Genomic DNA, 18,068 nt, shown 5'->3' with positions numbered 1-18,068 from the left:
GGCTCTCCTTATTCCATTATTTCAGCCATCACTTGCCGGTAAATTGCTGCAGGGCATCCACTGACCCGGGTAACAGGTCTTCAATGATGGAAATAAAATCCATGCCAATCAGCTGCTTTGTCCGGCGAATAAGTATTGGGGCGGGATGGCTGGGTTCATGGCGTTGAAAATAGTGCAGGATGCGCTCCAGCAGCAGGATAACGTCCTGCCTGGTGTCTACAGCGACTGTCATCTCTTTATCCGTTTGCGGCGGCGGAAGGGCGAGGAGATCTTTTTCCGGCGCGCCCTGCTCAGGGGCACTGTCCGGGGGAGCGGGCTGTTTCAGCTGAGCCGCGCTGCGGGTTAAAAAGAGGCGTAGCGCCTGACAATTAAGCTGATAATCTTCACTGCAGTCACTGGCATAGGTTTCGATATTCATCAGAGCAATATTCATCAGCTGTAACTGCTGGCTGATATCCGGCAGGCCAGTCTGCTGTAATGTACTATTGACGGCCAATAGCGCGGCAGTTACAGAAGTAAAACCTTTTTCCTGCTCGCCGGTGATGAGAAGGTCACATAAACGGTAAGGCTGATCGCGTATTATGCACGCGGTGCGCAATTCAGCGAGGCAGCGGGAGGTTGATAACCATCCCAGTGCTGCTGCATGATCTCCGCTATCACCTCCTTCCTCCGATCGGGGATATAATTCCTTACTGTTGTTACTTGTTAATTTATCAAGCTGCACAATCGCCTGGAAAAAACCGCACAACCCCTCGCAATGTAATCGGGCCCTGGCATGCCAGAGAAATACGCGTAAATCCAGACAGCGTGATAATAAGGTCTCAGTTTGTTCGCTAATCTGATTCCAGTTAATCGGTGTCACCTCATCTGGCCCGGCAAGCGGATTTGCAGGCATATCGAATTGCGCCAGTATCGATTCTATTTCGCTGTAGAGGGGATCAAATTCTATGCCATACAGCGCTTCGCACAGTACATCATCCATAATGTGTGATTACCTTTATTTAAACGGTTTTTCCAACACCGACTTAAAAAAGCGATTTAAATCTTCCCGTAAATAATATAATAATAAATCATTGCGAAAATCCGTATAATTATTCTTTTTAGTTGTTATAATCATCCATTAACGTCAGGTATTTACTAGGGATAAAATGATGAAAATAATTTTTCACCTTCAAATCGTAAAAAAATTCCGCTATATAGCCATTAATTATCTGATAAATCAGATTAATAAAAGATAATGACAGGGCGACAGGCATTGTGCTAATAGCTGCTTTCATCTTCCCGGGGCGAGGTTTATACGTTTCAGGTCAGAAAAAAATAACGTAGTCCTGGCTGGCAGTCAGTATGTGGCTAAATTCACAAAAATGCAAATCGGAATGAAAGAGGATAGCGGATGATGAAATTATAAATTTTTTATAACGGATAAAAATCTAAAATGGATGACAGAGGTCAATATATGGAAAATTATACCTATACAGATATTGCTTGGGAATTTTTGCGAAGAAACAAGGATTACATCAGGGACTGGAAAAATTTAGGGAGAGTCAAAAGCGGTGAAGAGCATGTAAAACGTTTTCTGGAGGTGAGGCAGAATGAAAATGATCTGCTGGCAGAAAAAAAATGGGGAATACTGAAGTTTATTGATCCTGATAACTCCAACCCCAGCAACGTATTCTGGTCGCCCAGACTGAGCAAAAAGTCCACCAGGATCATCTTCAGCCAGTCGGGCAGCTGCTCCTGGGAAAATATCTTCGAAAACACCCGGGTGCAGCATAAAAAGCTTATTCTTCATGACAACTCGCTTTGCATTAAAATTTTTAACAATCATGAATACTTTCAGTTTTTTATCGATGCGCCGGTACAAATAAACAAGCGATCGCAATTCTATATCTATGTCCCTTTAACCCTTAATAATGACTGTTGCAATAAATGTGCTGCCGTGATTAATGGCATTCTGAATAACAAAAGCAAATCAAGCGCAAAAGAGAGCCGCCACCATAAGCTTCTGGCGACGATAGACAGTATGAATAAAGGTTTATCTCATCGTGAAATAGCCTCTCATCTTTTCGGGGAAAAGGCAGTGGAAAAAGAGTGGTCTTCTGACAGCTGGTTACGGGCCAAACTGCGCTATCGCATTAAAAAAGCCAACGAGCTCATTAATTTTGGTTATTACGACTATTTATGAGCAAAACTGCAATAATGCAGAGTAAAACCAGCGGGCCGTTGGCAGGGTGGTAGCCCGTCTGGTTCCAGGGCTGGCGGGAGCTTCCGCGCAATATCAACTCCTCTTGCAGACCATGTTGCACGGGAGGGGCAGTGGCATCCAGGCGCTGTGCGTTAAGGACAGACATGACATGCGCAACCATTTCTCTGAGTGACTGTACCCAGGTCGTGAGATTGATCAATGGCCAGCTGGCCATCGCAATGTTATCGAAGCCGATAACCGAGATCTCATTACCGGCCCGCATGCCCATTTCTCCTGCCACGGCGTTCAGGGCGCCGATGGCCATCAGATCATTCGCGCCAAACAGCGTGTCTGACGGATTTGCGCTGTTCCTCAGCCTGCGGGTCGCCTCCATAGCCTCCTCAATCGATCCGAGTCCGGCATCCCTTCGGGGCCAGTCCAGACCCTTTTACGCAAGCCGCCGGGCGACGCCGTTTTCCTGGTCACGGCTGGTTGAAGAGGGGTCGAGTCCGGTGATAAACGCCATATTGCGATAACCATAGCGATCAGGAAGTCCGCGATGGCTGCGCCGCGCACCCTGTTATCGCTGGTTACGATACTTTGCCGCACAATGGGGCGATTATTACCGTGTTAGCGGTGACCGGTCTGACTCATCGCGAAGCGTACAAACCTGTGCCGGGCATTACGCTGTTAAAGTACTGGCGGCTTTTTTCATCATCGGCGTGTATTACGTTACCGGATGGGTATAAGGCGGGCTTTCCGGCAAGACCTGGAGGGAGGGCCAGAGGCCTGTGATGCGGTGAGGGAGCGGATGTTATTAGCAGGCCGATGGAATGTTTTGAGCATTAACTGGTTATCATTTAACATAAGATAGATTGTGCGCACCAGTGGTGTGCACGTCGATATCGAGAGAAAGGCCCACCGGGCATGATGATGCTGGCACAGTCGCTGATTGGATGAGCAATGCTCTCAGCAGCGGGTTATCCCGTCACTCTGGAAAATGGGATAGTCCTGCCACCCATTATGCACATGAATAATGACTGGTATGCGGTACTGGGGTTGCTTCATATCTGGGTTGCCCTGTCGTTATTTGCGACGGTAAAACTTCATCTTGCAGCTGCGCTGCTCCATGCTTGCGTGCTACGTGACGGCGTGTTCAGCTGTATGACTGGCATTTGTAAACCGTAGCTCACGTTGACGGCATCGCGGAATCGGCAAGCATCGCATCGGCGATATCCAGCATAACTCGCAAACGATCCATATGCCGAAGGTCAGAGTGATACCCTACCCAGATATCTTTGGACGGCGGTGGCTCCGACATGCTGATGGCCTGCAACCCGGTGATGGCATCGCCAAGCGGGCGCGGCAACACGGCGATCCCTATTCCCCGCTGGCACATCTGCGCCTGTACGGCCCGGCTGGTACTGGTGAACACACGTCTTGACTGAGGGAACCTGTCGAGCAGCCAGGCGACGTCAGAAAAGTGGGATTGGGCCGTATTCATCAGAATAAGCCCCACTGCGGCCGGGTCGTGCTGCGCGATATCGGCGATTTCCGGCGTTCCATACAGTGCATAGGGAATGCGCATCAGGCGGCGCTGGACAATATCTGGTTCGGTAAAGGGAACAATGCGAAACGCAATGTCGGCATCACGGCGCGACAGGTTGAGTAAGCGGTAGCTCGCGATGAGTTCCGGTACAATCGCCGGATGGCGGCGCGTCAGCTCCTCCAGAACAGGTGCAAGAACATAGTTAGCAAACCACTCTGCTGAAGATATCCGCAATATCCCTTCAAGACGTTCGTGATTACCGGCCAGACGCCTTTCCATCGCCAGCGCGGAGTTTTCCACCGCTTCTGCCAGCTTCAGAACCCTGTCGCCAACATCGGTCAGCACCAGTCCACCCTTTGTCCGGCGAAATAGTGCTTGCTGCGCCTCGTCCTCAAGCGCCTTTATCCGGCGGCCAATCGTCGGATGGCTCACGCCAAGGCTTCGGGCCGCCTCGCCGAAAGAGCCCTTACGCATAACTTCAAGAAATACCCGGACGTCGCCCCATTCCATGTCAGTGTCTCATTGTACAAAAATGAACATTGAATATACAAAAACGGCAGTTCCAAAACAACTTTGTCGATATCACTATAACTTCCTCAACCACACCGCCTTGGGCGGCAATTCAGGAAGCTGAAGACATGAATAAATTAAAAGACAAAGTTGCCATTGTAACCGGTGGCTCCAAAGGTATCGGAGCAGGCATTGCCCGTCAGCTGGCGGCTGACGGCGCGAAGGTCATCGTTAATTACGCTTCAGGCAGAAGCAATGCTGCTAAGGTCGTTGCCGATATTGAAGCCGCCGGTGGGCAGGCCGTGGCGGTAGCGGCGGATGTCACCAGTCAGGCTGAGGTAGAGGCGCTGGTCAACTCGGCTATCGACAATTTCGGGCGGCTGGACATTGTGGTGAACAATGCCGGCGTTTATGAGTTCGCCAGCATTGAAGAGAGCACCGAAGCGCTCTACCGCAGGCAGTTCGACATCAATGTTCTGGGCCCGCTGCTGTGCTGACTGGCGCTGCTGCGCCGCATCTGAATAAAGGCAGCAGCATAATTAACATCAGTTCGTTCGTCACCACCGTCTTTATCGCCGAGAGCGCCATCTACAGCGGCACCAAAGGCGCGATTGATGCCATCACTGGCGTACTCGCACAAGAACTCGGCCCCCGCGGAATTCGCGTCAACGCGGTCAACCCTGGCCTTATCGAAACGGAAGGCAGTCATAGTGCAGGCGCGATGAACTCAGACTTTCAGACATGGAATGAAAAGCAGACGCCACTTGGCCGCATCGGTCAGGTGCAGGATATTGCCCCGATCGTCTCATTTCTCGCATCAGACGACGCGGGATGGATCAACGGTGAGATGATTCTGGCCTCTGGCGGCATGCGCTGACGCTCTGCCCCGCAATCCTAACCGTTACCTGTGGAGTGCTCCATGTCGACACATACCATCCCGCAAGCCGAGCCGCGTCGCTGGGCAATGTTTGTCATCCTGCTGGTCGGCGCATTTTTGCCACCGCTCGATTTTTTTATCGTCAATGTTGCGCTGCCTGCTATTCAGGGCGAGCTGAGCGCCTCTTCCTCTGCTGAACAGCTGGTCATTTCGTCCTATGCTGCCGTGTATGCCGTAACATTAATTACCGGCGGCCGCCTGGGCGATATTTATGGTCGTGGGAAGATGTTTTTTCTGGGGCTTATCGGTTTTGCGGCTGCATCGCTGCTGTGCGGTTTAGCCTGGTCACCGTGGGCACTGATTACCGGGCGCGTGTTACAGGGTGTCACGGCCGCGATTATGGCTCCTCAGGCGCTGGCTTCCGTGCAGGCCATTTTTCCGGAAGCGGAAAAACCGCTAGCGCTGAGTATATATGGCGCGGTGTTTGGCCTGGCCTCCGTTATCGGGCAGGTATTGGGCGGCATCCTGATTTCAGCGGACCTGTTTCATCTGGGATGGCGGGCTATTTTTCTCGTTAACCTACCGGTGGCGCTGCTGGTCATTCTCTTTGGGCTGCCGCTGCTGAAAGAGACGCGGGCGCAATCCGCACAGCGGCTGGACCCTGTCGGCATGCTGCTGGCAACCGTCACGCTGAGTGCGCTGATTATACCGTTAATTGAAGGCCGTGAGACGGGATGGCCATGGTGGACGTGGCTGTCATTTATTGCTGTCCCGCTACTGGCCTTGTTGTTATGGCGTTATGAGCGTCGCCTTAGCCAGAACGGCGGTTCGCCGCTGCTTGATCCGACCGTGTTACGCGCGCCTGGGCTGGGCCAGGGGCTTACGATCGTTTTGCTGTTTTATTCGATCGGTGCCTTCTTTCTTTTGTTTTCTGTTTATTTACAAGATGCGTTGCATTTAAACGCCCTGACTGCGGGCCTGCTTTTTCTGCCCTTTGGCGTCGGCTTTCTGATCGGACCGTTGCTGACACCTTACCTGAGGCGTTTTGTCGGAAATTACCTGAGCGCAATCGGAATGGGATGTGAGACTACCGGGTTAGCAGGACTTGCAGGGTTGATTGCCCATACGCTGACGGGTAGCCCTCCTGCCATGCTGCCGCTCGCAGTACTGCTTTTTGTTACCGGTCTTGGGCAGGGGCTGGCGATGCCGACGCTGGTACGGATGGTGACAGGCCGCGTTGCACCAGAGTTTTCAGGCATGATTGCCGGCGTGACCAGCTCGACACTACAAATCAGCACTGCGCTGAGCGTCGCCGTAATCGGCGGCATTTTTTACAGCATGCTAGACACCGGCAGAAGCGGAGCAAATATCACGTATGCCTTTATCGTCGCCCTTCTGGCGATGGCGGCATGCCTCGCCACGGGTGCCGGGCTAAGTATCCGGCTTATCCGGCGTGCCTCCGGTTTATTTTCTACTGCAACCAGCCTTTCGATCAAGTAACGTAACAGGCAATCAGTCTTACTGAGGGGTGGACATCATTGATTGATTACGACATCAGCTAATGTTCTCCTTAGGTGTGCCGTTTGCCGGTAGCATTTATCACCTCATCAACCTGAGGAAAAAACATGAAAAAATCGATAGTTCCTGAAGAATTTCAACATTATTTCAATGACTGGCATTTCTCCCCCGTCATTGACGCTGATGGCACAGTGTATCTTTCAGGGGTTACCGCAGCACGTAAGGACAAGCCTATAAGTAAGGATCCCGAAGAACAATTCCATGATGCGTTTTATAAGCTTGGCATTTATTTAAAAGCTGCTGGCTTAGGCTATGAAAACATTCTTGAGATGACCACTTTTCATATTGATCTAAAAAAACATATAGACGTTTTTTCTAAAGTGAAAGATGAGTATGTAAAGGCGCCATACCCGGCATGGTCCGCCACAGGCGTATCAGAGTTCATTCCAGAAAATGCCCTGGTGGAAATGCGGATCGTGGCAAAAAGATAGTTTTAGACGTGAGTTCTAAAAAAGAAGTAATGTCCGCTTCTGGCACAAAGCGGCCTGAAATGGCCGCCCGAAACAGGCTATAAGCCCGTCGCTTCGCTACCCCCAGGACCCATAACACCAACACGATCGCCTGCATTGATGTTGAAATAGCGTAGCGGCAACCATAAATAAATGCGCGTCGCCATTAATGAGAAACCGGATTCCAACAATTCTCATATTAAAGTGTGCAGCTCAAGTAAAATTGGGTTGGCCCATTTTTATTACACACCTTTACTTCCCCAAAATTTAAACATTTCTCTTTTGCAGGTTAATAAACATTTCTATCTGGCCTTGATAAGTGGCGTGACATTATGTCATTTAATCCGTTCAGCTGATATGGCCGCTTCGAACAACCTGCTGAGGCACCTGTTATGGTGGCTTCGGGTGCTGAGTCTTTTACGATGAACGTCATTAACCGGATAAAGTAATTTTTCTAAAAATCGTTATTAATAGTAGAGTATAGTGGTATTCCCTCAGGGGTGTCATGATGATCGGCTTCACCCGATTTCCAGTAAGCCGTAATATGTGTATCTTTCCGGCTTCGGCCAAACGCCTGAAACAGATGTCTGCGCAGCGGGATGACAATACTGTGCTCTCCGGCTCCCCAGATTAATTCAGGGGTATTTTCCTGAACCCATTCATTCACCAAACCAGCCAGGTCTTCATGACAATCCAGCCATGCTACGGACAAATCTGCACAGGTATCAGGTAGCGCATAACAGGCTTCTGAATCTTTAACAATGAAAGCCTGCACTGACGCATGTTCATCAAGCGCCTCGATGATAGCAAAAATGCCCGGGATCGCTGTTTCGTCGCCAAAAAGCAGTATGGACTTCACGCCTGCGACCGAAACCCCTTCGCGTGGACCGGCGACTCGAATGATATCGCCAGACTGCGCAGACCGGCTCCAGCTTGCAGCGGGTCCCTCGCCATGTTGAACAAAATCCAGAGCGAGCAAATTCTCTGCCTGAGAAACATAGCGGATGGTATAGGCTCGGCCTGGCCCTTCGGGCTTCTGCGGTGGCGTGAAGAAAACTTTTACCCAGGAGGCTGGCAGCGCATCTGAAAATGCTGCAACTGACTCACCGGTGAGATAGACGCGCTTCATACGTTCATTAATATCGCTAACGTGGCTAACCTGTACCGGTCGGAGCAGACGAGTTTGCTGTTTATCCATGTTCAGTATCATTTATCAGTGGGTGGTCCGTGCGCGCGACCTGGCGTGTTCAGTTGTGCTCAGGACATTTAACATAATATCTCTTGTTTGATTCAGATGTTCGGCAAGAATGGATACCGCTCGTTCTGCATCGCTGTCCAGAATGGCCTGCAGTAGCTCATTATGATCTGTATTACGCTCGCCCTGGTCAGGAACAACAGGTAAAAGCACGCGTTGATAGATAAGATAGGCTTCGGCAAGCTGTTTAATCATGAGAAATAGCCATTTACTCCCGCAGTTTTCCATCATGGTGAAGTTGAAATCCTCATGTCGGCTGTGCCATTCAGGATTGAGCTTGTCAGGATTTCCCGGCAGTGTCTGCGGGGTATGAATAAGGCGGTGGTTAGAAGCGATAAGTCGCGCTTGCCATTCAATATCTCCGGACGCAATCGCTTTACGCAAAGCAATACTTTCAAAAATTATTCTTTGTTCAGTAAGATCAATGAGTTCATCCTGGTGCAGACTTCTTACGCTGAAACCCTGTTGAGGTGCAATGTCGACCAGGAGCTCTCCGGTTAGTCTGTTAAGGGCTTCTCGTACGACATTAAGGCTCACATCAAAACGTCGCGCCAGTTCAGAAATTTTGAGTTTTTTACCGGGTATAAGTTGACCGGTAAGGATCAGTTCTCTGAGTGATGCATAAATCGTTTCGTTTAACGATTTCCCTTCTTTCAGGTTTGTCATGTTCCTTCTCCATAAAAGATTTTATTTTTCAGTGGGTTGGTTGAAGTAACCCTCAGTTTTCTTACATGATAGCACAGCCCTCTATAAAAGGATATTCATATGAAATATCTATGACGCCACAAAAAATCCATTTTTTCCTTTTTAATTGGATTTTATTGCGTATTATTGATTTCAGACCTACATGAGCTTGCCAGGAGTACAATATGTACGTGACAGTGAAGAAGTCCTTTTTTGAATTTGAAGGGATGCAGGTTGGCTTTTATTATGCGGGGCGCGGTAAACCGTTACTGCTAATACATGGCTCCGGTCCGGGCGCCTCAAGCCTGGGCAACTGGGGGCGCGTACTTGAACCTTTAGCTAAAGATTTTACCGTTTACGCAATGGACCTGATTGGGTTTGGTATTAGTGATCGTAAACCGGAAAAGCCCTATTTTGATTTTGAAATGTGGGTCCGTCAGGCGAAAGCCATGATTGATTTTATTGATGCAGATGAAATCGGCCTCATAGGCCATTCCCTTTCTGCAGCTATTGCGCTAAAAGCCGCCGCCAGCGATACCCGAATTAAGGCGGTTCTCACTACAGGTGCTATTGGCGCGTCGTTTAAAGCCACTCAGGCAACTCAACGCATCTGGCGCTGCCCCAAAAACAGAGATGAGCTGATTTCAACGCTTGGTACGCTTATTCATGATAAATCAGTGATTGATGAAGAGTATATCAGAGCGCGAGAACCCGTTGTTTTTCAGAAAGGTTATGCTGAGTACTTCGACGAAATGTTCACTGGCGAACCACAACAATACGTTGAAAAAACCACCCTCAGTATTGAAACATTATCAGCTGTTAACTGCCCTGTGATAATGTTGCATGGTCGGGATGATATCCCCTTCCCTCCCAGCTCTTCTGAGATGCTTTCAAAACACATCAGACAAGCTGATTTACAGATTCTCAATAATTGTTCTCACTCAGTGGTGCTTGAACGAAATGATGCTTTTATGGCCGCCGTGAAAGTGCTGTTTTAATTCACGGAGCTCAGAAAAGTCTATTTTGTTCGGTATCGGATGCATTCTTCTGAAGCAGTAAAAATAGTTAACTCTCGCTGAAAGTTTCATGGTGAGATTGCGACTTTCTGAAAGGCACTTTTTTGCTTTTTAACAGAGTCAATAAAAGTTCAGGTTGGATATTAAGTCATTCTTTCATTACGCAGGCTCCCTGTTAAGGGGATTGCCTGACCTTTATAAGTATTGAACGAGGGAATTAAGATGAGCTGGCTTTCGAGATTCAAATATAAAGCAGTACCTTTGAACGCACCCTGTCTCATGGCATCAATAATGCTAATAAATGTGTTTGCTTCTCCTGTTCAGGCAGAAGAAGACAGATTAGTCGGGATAATTCCAGAACTCAAAGCGGAAAAACCGTTCAAACTTGGCGTCACCGTAGTACATCTTAATGATGATTTTTATAAAGGTATTATTTACGGCATCACTGATGAAGCAAAACGTACCGGGGTTGATGTTGTTCAGGTATCCGTGGCGGGAGCGTATGGAAACGTCCGTGAGCAGTTTGCTCAACTTGAGGCTTTCAAAAGTCTCGGTACAGACGTGGCCGTGCTGGCACCGGCAGCATTTAATGGGTTCGATCCTATCATTAAATCGCTGAAAGCGAGCGGGATGAAAGTGGCTGCTGTGGGTATCCCTGTTAACAGCAAAAATATTGATTTTGGTGTACTGCAGGATGACACCCATATTGGCAGCCTGGCGGCGGATGCTGTATGCAAATCCGACTCTAAAACAAAAAATGTCGCCATGATCCCAGGTCCTGCGGGCGCTGAGTGGGTCAGGCTACGCTATGAGGGTTTCAAAGCGGAAGCCAAAAAATGTGCAACCCCTGTAAAGTTTGTTGAAACCGGCTTTGGCGGAAACATCGATCTTCAGGAAGGATTAACCAAAGCTTCTGATTTGCTGCTGCGTAATCCTGACGTCAATTTTATCTACACGCCGCAGATTACGCTGGGTATGGGCGCAGTGCAGGCTGTGCGCCAGCAGAATCGTGAGGCATCTGTAGTCAGTTCTGCCATGGTGAAGAGCGCGGTCCCAATGATACAGGACGGCAAGTTGCTGGCGGTTGTGTCGGAACCAGGCATTATTATGGGACGTCTGATCGTACAGTACGCCATTCGGGCAATGGAAAAAAAACCGATGCCTGATCTGGTGGCAGCAGGTACAGATGGTCTGAATTACGCGCACTTCAATGTCCCCAATAAAGTCATTGATAAGTCCAATGTCTTAACGCATCATTTTGAAAACTATGAAATTGTCCCTACAGAATGGCAAGTCCCTGCTATGCAGTAATGCGTTTTGAGGAAATAATCATGCAGAAACTACAGGCAGATATTAAACCGGAACGCGTTGAGTCAGCACCCTTACTTCGTGTTAGCAGTCTCTCGAAACGCTTCGGCGCAACTCAGGCGTTGAAGAATGTTTCGATTCAGTTCCAGGCGGGAGAGATCCACTGTGTTTTAGGGGAAAACGGTGCGGGCAAGTCGACCATAGGCAAAATTATAAGTGGGCTGTATTTAGCGGATGAGGGGACAATCTGGTATGGCGAAAAACAGGTTGCCTTTAGCAGCTCCCGTGAAGCCCGGCATGCTGGCGTAGTGATGGTTTATCAGGAGCTGTCGCTCGCACCAGACTTGTCTGTGCGAGCCAACCTGTGGCTGGGTTCTGAAAATGGCCGAACGCTGCTTTCTCTCACCCGGAAACATTCAGAGACGAAAAGGGTGCGTGAGGTGCTTTCACAGTTAGGACTGGAAAACATTGATATAGAGTGTCCGGTAAGCGCCTATCCCATTGCCATACAGCAGTTGATTGAGATCGGTAAATCCCTCATGTCGCAGCCCGGCGTCATTATCTTTGATGAGCCGACGGCCATGTTAGGTTCCGTGGAAAAGGAAAAGTTTTTCAGCGTACTAAGAAGGCTGCGTACTGATGGCATAGCCTCTGTCCTCGTCACACATCATATTGATGATGTTGTTGCCGTCAGCGATCGCGTCACCATTATGCGTAATGGCCAGGTTGTCGATGCCTTTCCTGTGACCAGTGAAATAAACAGTGATTTCATCCTCGCACGGCTTACAGGCAAAAAGCCTGAGAATCTCGCCATTAAAAGAAGAAGAGGCCGAACATTTGAACCAATGATTGATTTGGAAAATGTGCCAAAGGCCAGCGGTGGTAAAGCCGTATTTACCATCGGACGTGGGGAGATTGTCGGAATATATGGTGTAGTCGGCTGCGGTGGGGAAGCCTTACTCCGGCGGTTGGTGGGGTTTTTACCTGGTATAGCGACTGAAGGCATTACTTACAGAATGGAGGGTAAGCGCTGGAGTCCCAACGGGGTCTCAGAAGCGTTACGCCACGGTGTGGCCTGGCTGCCAGCTGGCAGAGCAAGTAACTGCGTATATCCGTCTCTGACTATTTCCGAAAATCTGATGGTGACGCAGCTTAAAAATTTTACTCGCTGCGGAATTTTGAACACACGTTTGACTGAAATGGAATCGGAAGAACTGCTTAAGCAATCTGGCGTGAAATATTCCAGCAAGCAAGATCTTTTAACCAGCCTCAGCGGCGGCAACCAGCAAAAAGTGCTGCTTACCAGGGCCATGGCCTGTGCCAGAAAAATTCTGGTGCTGGAAGAGCCGACAGCGGGTGTCGATATAGATGCAAAATATGAAATTCATCAGCGCGTCCGCGCGCTTGCGTCTTCCGGCGTTTCCGTACTGATGCTTTCAAGCGATCTGGCCGAAACCATGATGTTAAGCGATACGGTCTGGACCATGTTCCATGGCAGCATTGTAAAAACCTACTGCGCCCCGGACGAAAATGACAAAGCCTCAATTATTGCCGATGTTGTCGGCCAGAAAGAGACTTTTATAGCGACCTGTTAACACTCAGAATGCATGAGCGGGAGTTGGTATCATGAATACAAGCAGAGATATGAGTATTTTATCTCCAGGTAAGAGCATGAAGAATAAATATTTTTCTCTTTCAGACTGGATGTTACCACTGCTCGTGGTATTAACTGCTGCAATAGCGGGAATTGTTCAGCCTCGTTTCTTTACGGTCAGTAACGGCGTTAACCTTGCCTGCCAGCTCGCCCCACTGCTGATTATTTCACTGGGACAGGCAGTAGCGGTTATTCGGGGGGGCCTGGATCTCTCTCTTTCATCGGCAATGTCACTGGCAGGCGTTGCTGGGGTGATGGTCATGAACCAGTACGATGTTGCCGCAGGCCTGCTGGTGATGCTTATCACCGGAACTCTGACCGGAGCCGTTTCTGGCTTCTTTATCGCCTTCTTTAATACGTCTCCTTTGGTTATTACCCTGGGTATGCTTTCTGTAGCGCAGGCAATTGCATTGATCCTGTCAGGCGGCGTACCGATTTATGATGTGCCCGCATCCTACGTACAGGCCGTAGGGTATGACACATTTTTAGGTCTTCCCATGCTGGTCTGGATTGCGGTGGCGTTGACGGTAATGATTGCCGTACTGCTGAAATATACTTTGTTCGGCCGCTATGTATATGCGATTGGGTCAAATGTGTCGGCAGCATCAAAATCAGGCATTAATGTTCGATTTGTTACTGTTCTGGTGTATATGGTTAGCGGTTTTTGTGCCGGAACCGGAGCAATTGTTCTGACCGCCTGGACCAGTTCAGCGCAACCGATTGCCGCCGCTAACTTAACGTTACAATCTCTGGCTGCCGTTGTGCTGGGTGGTGTGGCTCTTGCCGGTGGTGCAGGTAATATCCGGCAAGTTATCACAGGCGTCGTTGTTCTGACCTTATTGTCAAATGTAATGAACATGATCGGAGTGTCGGCATATTACCAGACGCTTGCCGTCGGTATCGTTATCATCCTGGCCGTAGTGCTTGACCGTTTACGTCGCCGCAGTTCAGAAAATTAATTATCTGCCAACAGATAAAAGTTTAAATTTAGAAAAATATGTGCAACTGGAAACTCATGGTTAATTACCATGTAGCTGCCCTCTGCCTGTGATTGCGTAGTTAAATAAACCCTTAATGTGAAGGATTATATTGTGAATGATAAAATTGAATATCTTAACCCCGAGAACACCAGCCCTGCACAGGGTCTGTATTCAAACCTGACCAAAGTTCGTGCTGGTGATCTTTATTTTATTTCCGGGCAATTATCTGTTGGCCTGGATGGTGACGTGGTCGGGAAAGGCGATTTTGACGCACAATTTGACCAGGTATTTAAAAACCTGAGTGATGTGCTTGAGGCGGTGGGATGCGATTTCAATGATATTGTGAAATTTAATACCTATCTGGTTGCTTCTCAGCACATTGAGAAATTTATGTTAAAGAGGAAAAATCTCTTTCCTGAATTATTCACCACTTCAGATTATGCCCCCAATACGCTCCTGGTAGTGGATCGTCTGGTTAAAGAAGATTTCCTTATTGAAGTGGAAGCTGTTGCACGCGCTCGTGATTAAAAGAACCATCTTTTCATTATAAGGTGATTTATGAAACTGGTAACCTACACCCTCTCGGGTGAAAAAAAGATTGGCATCATTAATAAAATCGGAAAGATTGTTGATGTATCAGGGATTGTAAAAACTAATGATATGAATGTACTCATTGAGCGATTTTCTGAATTAAAGACGGAACTTGAGTTATGCAGTGAAAGAACGCATTCTACAGATGTTGATCTGAGCGATGTAAAGTTACTGGCACCGATTCCCGAAACCCGTCGTAATATATTCTGCGTAGGTAAAAACTATTACGCCCACGCAGAGGAATTTGGCAATAGCGGATATGATTCAAGTGCGGCTGCCGGAAACGTGCCATCACACCCCATTATTTTCAGTAAACCTTCCACTTCGATCAGTGGTCCCGGAGATACGATTGATGGTTCTCTGGACCCTTATAACACCATTGATTATGAAGCGGAGCTGGCAGTAGTGCTGGGTAAAAAAGGACGCGTGAAGGAAGCTGATGATCCTATGACATACGTTTTCGGTTACACGCTGGTAAATGATTTGACCTCGCGTCACCTGCAAAAACAACACAGCCAGTGGATTCTCGGAAAAGGAATCGATGGCTTTTGTCCTATGGGACCGGTTCTGGTTACAGCAGATGAGTTTGGCCAGCCTTCAGAGCAGAAAATATTCTGCATGGTCAATGGTGAAAAGCGGCAGGAAGCGGCTATTTCCGATTTAATATTCGACATTCCCGTGCTTATTAAAACCATCGGGGAAAATATCACCTTATTACCCGGTGATATAATCGCAACAGGTACGCCTGCTGGAGTAGGATTAGGTTTTAAGCCACCTAAATATTTAACCAAAGGCGATGAGGTCACCGTTGCAATGGCTGAGATTGGTGAACTGACAACCACTATTGGCTAATGAGTTCTGTAATTATAATTTGGTTTTAACTTTCTGGTGTTAAATTTTTATTTTAAAGATAAGCCTTTTTCGCGCAGTGAGAAAAAGGCAGTTTTTCTACGTTCTTTCCGATAGCGGAAAACAAGATAAATATTGAGGTGTGAAAATGGCTAAAATTGTTAGTGCTATCAGTATGTCTCATGTTCCCGGAGCGCTGGGTTGGGCAGATGCGCCTTCAGCAGAACAACGTCAAAGACTGGCTGATATTCATGCAAGATTAAAAAAATGTATAGATGATACCAGACCTAACCTTATCATTGCATTTCTGGATGATCATTTTGAAAACAACTTTCGTAATTTAATGCCGACGCTCGCCGTACCGATCAGTGATGCCAATATTGGCCCCGCTGAGTACATGATGGAAGCACTGAAATTCGACAGACAGCACAGTATCGCCAGCAATTCCGATGTTGCCAGGACTCTGCTGGAAAAACTCATCCATGGCGGATTTGAAGCTACGCGCATGGGCGCAATTGAATATGGCAATAACCTCATGATGCCTCTTCATTTCATCAATCCTGACTTTAATATTCCAGTGGTACCGGTTTACATTAACGTTTTTTCTCCGCCACTGATGCCCTACTCACGTGCCTATGATTTAGGTTTAAAAGTTCGTGAAATTGTCGACGCTCTGCCTGATGAATACCATGTTCATTTCCTTGCAACCGGTGGTTTGTCACACTGGCCGCCGGTCTGGACTGAAGGCGCGCCGGAAGATGATGAACTGCTACAGCGTATGAAAATCTACCAGACAATTGGTAAAGAGGCGCTCATCAATGATCCTTCGCTTTATACAGACTTTGCGCAGTACGAAATTGACATGATGAGTAAGATGGAATGGCCGCTCGGTAAAAGTCATCCTCTGGTCAATGAAGAGTGGGATCGTGAAATACTGGCGCGTTTTGAGGCTGGTGACGTAGAATATATGCGCGCGCTGACCTATGAAGAAGTAGAAGAGCTGGGCGGGCACGGCGGCCATGAAGCGCTTAACTGGGTCGCCCTGATGGGTGCGATGAAAGGAGCGCGGCCCGATTACGTTGCCTATGAGTCCGTACCGGAATGGATCACAGGGATGAGCTACCTGACGTATCCTGGACAAAGTTAATCCAAAGGCCGCAATAGCGGCCTTTTACACTTATGAGGGTAAAAAACCTGCTAAAAATCTGGTTCTCTTTCGTGAACTGGCGTTCTCGAAGAGTTATTCACAGTATGGAATCCGCCCCCCATCTTGAGTCAGCTATGGACCTGATCAAAGAAAATCGCAAACCGATCGGTCATTTTAATTCCGAAAATTGACATTACGAATTTAACTCGCCCGTCGCCATGCGCAAACGCGTGCCCCCATGTCAGCCATACTTCTGCAGGGTGATCACACTGGCATGCCCCATCGTATCTCGTATTCTTTTCAGCTCTTTGTCGTTATGCAGACTCATCGAAGCAAATGTGAGGCGGCATTCTTCAATACCGCCTGCGAGCCGACGCTGGTTAAGAAATTGATAAACTGCCTGCGGCATCATGCATTGGAAAGGGGCGTTGTCACGGGTACGTACTATCGCCATTTTTGAGTATGTTTTCCTGTACAAAGCCGCCATGCCATCATCTCTTATTGCCACTGTCTTCCTGTTTCATGCGTGCCCGAATATTGCCATCAATAGTGGCGGTATCTTGCATCGGTTGATAAATCGCGCCGCTGTTGGGCGCCACCGCCACAGCTTTATTAATCTCATGTCCGGCAATCTTTGCTGACATCCGGTCGGTCAAACCGGGAAACAGATTATGTGAGGTTGTGGCCGCCCGGGCTTTCCAGCCTACCGGGATTTCTTCCTGCGGGTTGAGACAGGCATCGACTATCGCATCAATGACTTTCGCCGGATCATCCATAGCCGCCATTCGCGGTGCCTGACCGGTATAGTTAGCCGCATGTGTCCACCAGGGGGTATCTACCGCCCAGGGCATAATGGTGGAAACTTTGATCTTTTCATGCTGCCCGCTCAGGCGTAGCTCTTCATTCAGACTGCGGCCCAGGCTAAGAACAGCCGCTTTGGAGGCGGCATAGGAAGAGTGAAAAGCCAGCGGAACTTTGCTGTCGACCGAGCCGACGTTAATCAGGGTGCCAGAACCCTGGGCAACGAACCGGCATAGTGCTTCATGTGCCCCATAGATCAACCCTTTGAGATTGACGTCGATAAGTCGTGCATGATCTTCTGGTGGAATATCCCAGAAATAACCGAGTGCGCCCACACCGACATTGTTGATCCAGATATCGATACGACCAAAATGCTGCTGTGCGCTGTTGGCCAGATGCGTGACTTCTGCAATATGACTGACATCGGTTGCGACGGCCAGCGCCTTGCCCCCCGCGGCATTGATCTCTGCGGCCAGCGCGTCCAGCGCCGCTTCACGTCGCGCCGCCAGAACCACCTGCGCGCCCTGCTTCGCCAGCGCCAGGGCAGCTCCCCGACCAAAACCACTTGAGGCACCGGCAATCACAATAGTGCTGTTCGCGACGCTTTTTTTTCTACTTGTCATAAGGTACTCCTG

General features: G+C 48.7%; 17 protein-coding genes and 3 pseudogenes. 13 read left to right on the top strand and 7 right to left on the bottom strand.

The annotated features are described in order from the left end of the window. Positions 1-28: 28 nt before the first annotated feature. Positions 29-982, bottom strand: a complete 954-nt coding sequence (locus E0E17_RS19210; protein WP_130835777.1) for a type VI secretion system protein TssA — start codon at positions 980-982, stop codon at positions 29-31. 474 nt (positions 983-1,456) lie between these two features. Here E0E17_RS19210 and E0E17_RS19205 point away from each other — a divergent pair, with 474 nt between their 5' ends. Further along, on the top strand, positions 1,457-2,185 hold the full coding sequence (locus E0E17_RS19205; protein ID WP_165446272.1) for a DNA -binding domain-containing protein: 729 nt from the start codon (positions 1,457-1,459) through the stop codon (positions 2,183-2,185). Here the strand turns inward: E0E17_RS19205 and E0E17_RS19200 are convergent. Beyond that, the gene (locus tag E0E17_RS19200; RefSeq protein WP_130835775.1) at positions 2,157-2,579 is read right to left on the bottom strand and encodes a substrate-binding domain-containing protein; all 423 of its coding nucleotides are present in this window, start codon (positions 2,577-2,579) and stop codon (positions 2,157-2,159) included. The two genes, E0E17_RS19205 and E0E17_RS19200, sit on opposite strands and share 29 nt — an antisense overlap. A gap of 194 nt (positions 2,580-2,773) precedes the next feature. Here E0E17_RS19200 and E0E17_RS20485 point away from each other — a divergent pair. Both E0E17_RS20485 and E0E17_RS20480 read left to right on the top strand, forming a co-directional pair. Then, positions 2,774-2,934, top strand: a pseudogene (locus tag E0E17_RS20485) (GntP family permease); the annotation flags it as partial. 178 nt (positions 2,935-3,112) lie between these two features. Then, positions 3,113-3,373: pseudogene (locus E0E17_RS20480) on the top strand (cytochrome b); the annotation flags it as partial. Between the two features lies 1 nt (position 3,374). Here the strand turns inward: E0E17_RS20480 and E0E17_RS19185 are convergent. Beyond that, on the bottom strand, positions 3,375-4,244 hold the full coding sequence (locus E0E17_RS19185) for a LysR family transcriptional regulator (RefSeq protein WP_130835774.1): 870 nt from the start codon (positions 4,242-4,244) through the stop codon (positions 3,375-3,377). Between the two features lie 128 nt (positions 4,245-4,372). On the opposite strand from E0E17_RS19185, the pseudogene E0E17_RS19180 reads away from it, so the two are divergent. The 3 genes and pseudogenes from E0E17_RS19180 (at position 4,373) to E0E17_RS19170 (ending at position 7,130) form a co-directional block, all read left to right on the top strand. Continuing rightward, positions 4,373-5,121: pseudogene (locus tag E0E17_RS19180) on the top strand (SDR family NAD(P)-dependent oxidoreductase). A gap of 42 nt (positions 5,122-5,163) precedes the next feature. Then, positions 5,164-6,621: an MFS transporter gene (locus E0E17_RS19175; protein ID WP_130835773.1), complete on the top strand. Its 1,458-nt coding sequence runs from the start codon at positions 5,164-5,166 to the stop codon at positions 6,619-6,621. Between the two features lie 125 nt (positions 6,622-6,746). After that, complete coding sequence (locus E0E17_RS19170; RefSeq protein ID WP_130835772.1) at positions 6,747-7,130, top strand: RidA family protein; 384 nt, start codon at positions 6,747-6,749, stop codon at positions 7,128-7,130. 472 nt (positions 7,131-7,602) lie between these two features. On the opposite strand, the gene E0E17_RS19165 is transcribed toward E0E17_RS19170, so the two are convergent. Then, entirely contained in the window at positions 7,603-8,346 is a 744-nt protein-coding gene (locus E0E17_RS19165; RefSeq protein WP_165446271.1) for a siderophore-interacting protein, read from the bottom strand. A gap of 15 nt (positions 8,347-8,361) precedes the next feature. Continuing rightward, a complete protein-coding gene (locus E0E17_RS19160) occupies positions 8,362-9,069 on the bottom strand; it encodes a GntR family transcriptional regulator (protein ID WP_130835770.1) in 708 nt (235 codons plus the stop codon). Positions 9,070-9,272: 203 nt separating this feature from the next. Between E0E17_RS19160 and E0E17_RS19155 the strand changes: the two genes are divergently transcribed. The 7 genes from E0E17_RS19155 (at position 9,273) to E0E17_RS19125 (ending at position 16,632) form a co-directional block, all read left to right on the top strand. After that, positions 9,273-10,085 (top strand): alpha/beta fold hydrolase, encoded by an 813-nt coding sequence (locus tag E0E17_RS19155; RefSeq protein ID WP_130835769.1) that lies wholly within the window; start codon positions 9,273-9,275, stop codon positions 10,083-10,085. Positions 10,086-10,325: 240 nt separating this feature from the next. Then, the gene (locus tag E0E17_RS19150) at positions 10,326-11,414 is read left to right on the top strand and encodes a substrate-binding domain-containing protein (protein WP_130835768.1); all 1,089 of its coding nucleotides are present in this window, start codon (positions 10,326-10,328) and stop codon (positions 11,412-11,414) included. Positions 11,415-11,434: 20 nt separating this feature from the next. Then, entirely contained in the window at positions 11,435-13,006 is a 1,572-nt protein-coding gene (locus E0E17_RS19145; RefSeq protein WP_130835767.1) for a sugar ABC transporter ATP-binding protein, read from the top strand. Between the two features lie 31 nt (positions 13,007-13,037). Beyond that, positions 13,038-14,024, top strand: coding sequence for an ABC transporter permease (locus E0E17_RS19140; RefSeq protein ID WP_130835766.1), 987 nt, complete (start codon positions 13,038-13,040; stop codon positions 14,022-14,024). A gap of 132 nt (positions 14,025-14,156) precedes the next feature. After that, positions 14,157-14,573 carry a RidA family protein gene (locus E0E17_RS19135; protein WP_130835765.1) on the top strand — a complete coding sequence of 139 codons (417 nt, stop codon included), beginning with the start codon at positions 14,157-14,159 and terminating at the stop codon, positions 14,571-14,573. 30 nt (positions 14,574-14,603) lie between these two features. Further along, a complete protein-coding gene (locus E0E17_RS19130; protein ID WP_130835764.1) occupies positions 14,604-15,488 on the top strand; it encodes a fumarylacetoacetate hydrolase family protein in 885 nt (294 codons plus the stop codon). A gap of 145 nt (positions 15,489-15,633) precedes the next feature. Next, complete coding sequence (locus tag E0E17_RS19125; protein ID WP_130835763.1) at positions 15,634-16,632, top strand: DODA-type extradiol aromatic ring-opening family dioxygenase; 999 nt, start codon at positions 15,634-15,636, stop codon at positions 16,630-16,632. 241 nt (positions 16,633-16,873) lie between these two features. Here E0E17_RS19125 and E0E17_RS19120 read toward each other — a convergent pair whose 3' ends face one another. Beyond that, the gene (locus E0E17_RS19120; protein WP_130835762.1) at positions 16,874-17,140 is read right to left on the bottom strand and encodes a hypothetical protein; all 267 of its coding nucleotides are present in this window, start codon (positions 17,138-17,140) and stop codon (positions 16,874-16,876) included. Further along, positions 17,124-18,056, bottom strand: a complete 933-nt coding sequence (locus E0E17_RS19115) for an SDR family NAD(P)-dependent oxidoreductase (RefSeq protein WP_130835761.1) — start codon at positions 18,054-18,056, stop codon at positions 17,124-17,126. The genes E0E17_RS19120 and E0E17_RS19115 overlap by 17 nt, the downstream gene beginning before the upstream one ends. Between the last annotated feature and the right edge of the window lie 12 nt (positions 18,057-18,068).

The sequence above is a fragment of the [Erwinia] mediterraneensis genome (assembly GCF_900604315.1).
Classification (GTDB): Bacteria; Pseudomonadota; Gammaproteobacteria; order Enterobacterales; family Enterobacteriaceae; genus Pantoea; species Pantoea mediterraneensis_A.
The sequence above is the reverse complement of the archived record's forward strand: the minus strand, read 5'-3'. Positions and strand labels throughout refer to the sequence as shown.

What these genes read in the sequence shown, in the direction of transcription:
- E0E17_RS19210 (WP_130835777.1), bottom strand. Translation starts at nt 982, where the DNA reads ATGGATGATGTACTGTGCGAAGCGCTGTATGGCATAGAATTTGATCCC.
- E0E17_RS19205 (WP_165446272.1), top strand. Translation starts at nt 1,457, where the DNA reads ATGGAAAATTATACCTATACAGATATTGCTTGGGAATTTTTGCGAAGA.
- E0E17_RS19200 (WP_130835775.1), bottom strand. Translation starts at nt 2,579, where the DNA reads ATGGAGGCGACCCGCAGGCTGAGGAACAGCGCAAATCCGTCAGACACG.
- E0E17_RS19185 (WP_130835774.1), bottom strand. Translation starts at nt 4,244, where the DNA reads ATGGAATGGGGCGACGTCCGGGTATTTCTTGAAGTTATGCGTAAGGGC.
- E0E17_RS19175 (WP_130835773.1), top strand. Translation starts at nt 5,164, where the DNA reads ATGTCGACACATACCATCCCGCAAGCCGAGCCGCGTCGCTGGGCAATG.
- E0E17_RS19170 (WP_130835772.1), top strand. Translation starts at nt 6,747, where the DNA reads ATGAAAAAATCGATAGTTCCTGAAGAATTTCAACATTATTTCAATGAC.
- E0E17_RS19165 (WP_165446271.1), bottom strand. Translation starts at nt 8,346, where the DNA reads ATGGATAAACAGCAAACTCGTCTGCTCCGACCGGTACAGGTTAGCCAC.
- E0E17_RS19160 (WP_130835770.1), bottom strand. Translation starts at nt 9,069, where the DNA reads ATGACAAACCTGAAAGAAGGGAAATCGTTAAACGAAACGATTTATGCA.
- E0E17_RS19155 (WP_130835769.1), top strand. Translation starts at nt 9,273, where the DNA reads ATGTACGTGACAGTGAAGAAGTCCTTTTTTGAATTTGAAGGGATGCAG.
- E0E17_RS19150 (WP_130835768.1), top strand. Translation starts at nt 10,326, where the DNA reads ATGAGCTGGCTTTCGAGATTCAAATATAAAGCAGTACCTTTGAACGCA.
- E0E17_RS19145 (WP_130835767.1), top strand. Translation starts at nt 11,435, where the DNA reads ATGCAGAAACTACAGGCAGATATTAAACCGGAACGCGTTGAGTCAGCA.
- E0E17_RS19140 (WP_130835766.1), top strand. Translation starts at nt 13,038, where the DNA reads ATGAATACAAGCAGAGATATGAGTATTTTATCTCCAGGTAAGAGCATG.
- E0E17_RS19130 (WP_130835764.1), top strand. Translation starts at nt 14,604, where the DNA reads ATGAAACTGGTAACCTACACCCTCTCGGGTGAAAAAAAGATTGGCATC.
- E0E17_RS19125 (WP_130835763.1), top strand. Translation starts at nt 15,634, where the DNA reads ATGGCTAAAATTGTTAGTGCTATCAGTATGTCTCATGTTCCCGGAGCG.
- E0E17_RS19115 (WP_130835761.1), bottom strand. Translation starts at nt 18,056, where the DNA reads ATGACAAGTAGAAAAAAAAGCGTCGCGAACAGCACTATTGTGATTGCC.